This window comes from Chamaesiphon sp. VAR_48_metabat_403, assembly GCF_031422475.1.
Taxonomy (GTDB): Bacteria; Cyanobacteriota; Cyanobacteriia; order Cyanobacteriales; family Chamaesiphonaceae; genus Chamaesiphon.
In genome coordinates this window covers 1-2754 of sequence record NZ_JANPLS010000248.1, presented here as the reverse complement: position 1 = coordinate 2754, position 2754 = coordinate 1, and the positions used below count along the sequence as shown (strand labels likewise).

Annotated in this window: 4 pseudogenes; 1 reads left to right on the top strand and 3 read right to left on the bottom strand. The window is 50.0% G+C overall.

The features are described from left to right. Window positions 1-183: 183 nt before the first annotated feature. Window positions 184-945: pseudogene (locus tag RMO79_RS11735) on the top strand (SPL family radical SAM protein); the annotation flags it as partial. On the opposite strand, the pseudogene RMO79_RS11730 reads toward RMO79_RS11735, so the two are convergent. From RMO79_RS11730 to RMO79_RS24555, 3 pseudogenes are all read right to left on the bottom strand, one after another. Next, window positions 942-1223, bottom strand: a pseudogene (locus tag RMO79_RS11730) (hypothetical protein); the annotation flags it as partial. The pseudogenes RMO79_RS11735 and RMO79_RS11730 overlap by 4 nt on opposite strands. 57 nt (window positions 1224-1280) lie before the next feature. Beyond that, window positions 1281-2135: pseudogene (locus tag RMO79_RS11725) on the bottom strand (zinc-binding dehydrogenase); the annotation flags it as partial. A gap of 462 nt (window positions 2136-2597) precedes the next feature. After that, window positions 2598-2754, bottom strand: a pseudogene (locus RMO79_RS24555) (cyclase); the annotation flags it as partial.

The window sequence follows — 2754 nt, the reverse complement described above, 5'->3', positions numbered from 1 at the left end:
CCTCTTGCCCATCCAGTTCAAATGCGAGTCAGGATATCCGTAAGTCTCACGCCTAATTGATTCTGGCGAGAAATGTCAAACTATAAGTAGTCACAAAAATCGCGTAAATTATAATTATTGATGCCCGTCGCAACTGAATCTACACTTGGCGAAATAGCATCCTCAACCAAAACTAAACTCTGGATGCCAGAGCAAGTATTGTTTACACCTGCTGCCATTGCAGAACCCTGGGGACAACAAATATTGGCGCGGATTCAGTCCTTAAATTTACCCATTAAAATCCTCTCCCACAACCGCATAACTGGATTACGGGGGGAGAATGAGCGCGAAACCTATCAAACTGCCAAACGCACTTTAGCTGTTGTCACAGCCCCTCCGAGTAGCTTCAAACTTAGCCCGATTCCCCCTTCCGCAGATTGGCAATTTCACCTCGCCCAAGGGTGTCCAGCTCACTGTCAGTACTGCTATTTAGCAGGTAGTCTCCAGGGGCCGCCCGTAATTCGGGCATTTGCCAATCTGCCGCAGACTTTGGCAAACTTGGCGGCTTACGAACGTAGTGGTGAAGTAACGAGTTTTGAAGTTAGTTGCTACACAGATCCTTTAGGCATCGAGCATCTAACCGGAAGTCTAGCAGAGTGTATCCGCTACTTTGGTACCCGCGAGGATGGATATTTGCGCTGGGTGTCCAAATTCGATCGGGTCGAACCACTGCTAGATTTGCCCCATAATGGTCGCACCCGCTGTCGCTTTAGTGTTAATGCCGCACCTGTCTCGCTCCGGTTTGAGGGCGGTACAGCGACTGTAGGGGCGCGATTAGAGGCATTGCGAAAGTTGGCTTTGCCTGCCGTTCGCGGCGGCGGTGGCTATCCGATTGGGGTGGTAATTGCGCCGATTATGCCGATTGAGGATTGGCAATTGCACTATGGTCAATTGTTAGACTCGATCGTGTGATTTCCCACTGGTGCGATCGGTAAAATATCGATCGCGGTCAACCAATTGAAGGCATAGCCAGCAGCGAATCCAAAACCTAAGAGCCAATACAATTCGCGTTTGATTTCTTTACGCGCTTCAGTATTGGGATCGATTAATCCATATTCGTCGGCACTTTGATAACCGTCGCCCAAAATATCAATCCCATCATTGGGTAAACCTTCTTGTGCCAAAGCCGAATAGGCGGCTTCAGCTTGAGTTCGATCGGTCAAAACTGCAATTAGATAATTCATTATCACCTCAAATTAAAATTTAATCTCGATCTAGCTAGCGATTCTCCAGGGGAGAGGCTACGCCAACGGCATTGCCAATGGTCGATCGATCTGACCTGGTTTCAACACAATTTTGATGCAGCTATCTTTTTTATGTTTAAAGATTTCGTAGCCGTGGGGGGCTTGTTCGAGCGACATACTGTGAGTAATTACAAACGAGGGATCGATGTCGCCATTTTGAACGCGATCGAGTAATGGTTGCAGGTACCTGTGAATGTTGATTTGTCCGGTTTTCATCGTCAAGCCTTTATTCATAAATGCACCCATCGGAATTTTGTCTACCAGTCCGGTGTAGACACCAGGCACCGAGACTGTGCCACCTTTGCGACAAGCGACGATCGCTTGGCGCAGGACATTAGGTCTGTCGGTTTCCAGCTTGAGAGCTTGCATCGTCGTATCGTAGAAGCCTTCCAACCCAGTCCCGTGTGCTTCCATCCCCACCGCATCCATAACTGAATCTGGCCCACGTCCGCCCGTCATCTCCTTGAGAGCTTCGCCCACCTCGACTTCCTCATAGTTGAGGACAGTTGCGCCGCTATCTTTAGCCATCTGGAGACGTTCGGGCACGCGATCGATCGCAATTACCCGCTCTGCGCCCAGCATCAAGGCACTGCGGATCGCAAATTGACCCACGGGGCCACAACCCCAAATCGCCACTGTATCCCCAGGCTGAATATCACAGTTTTCGGCAGCCATGTAACCAGTGGGAAAGATATCAGTCAGAAATACTACCTGTTCGTCGGTGAGTCCATCGGGAATCTTGAACAAACCTACGTCGGCAAAGGGGACACGGGCATATTCGGCCTGTCCGCCCGCATAACCACCAGTCAAATGCGAGTAGCCAAATAGCCCCGATGGGGAATATCCCATCACTGATTAGTAATTAGTAATAATGGTGTTACCCCCCAATTCCCCCTCCAGGAGAGCCTACGGTGTATACACAAGTCTAGAGTTGATGCGTAGATCTATACCCCACCCAACCTCCCCGAGGATGCGGGGAGGAGCTAAGTTATCGTTGACGATCTTCAACTTGATATATGATGAATTTCCCCTTGAAAAGTGGGACTCTTGTCCCCTCCCCTTTATAAGGGGAGGGCTAGGGTGGGGTATAGATCTACGCATCAACTCAAACCGACTTGTGTGTACATGGTAGCCAGGAGAGCTGGGGTGAAAAATCCCCTCCTCTGCGCAGGCAGACGCTTCGCGAACGGAGCGACGTTTTTATTCTGGGGTTCCCCCGTCTTGTCGTTTCTTTATTCGGGGGTTCCCCCCGAATAGAAACGTCGCAGAATAAAAAAACGTTAAGACAGGGGTGCCCGTGGCGGGGTGGGTCTTCTACCGCCGTCCAGACGATTGACCTTCGGTAGTGGCAATTTCGCCTGTTTCCATCAGCATCTTGAAGTGGCGTAAATCCTCGACAATTTGCTGTTCGGGACTTTGATTAAATACCTTAGCGATCGCGTCAGTTATCGCGCCACCAAGCGGGCTATAC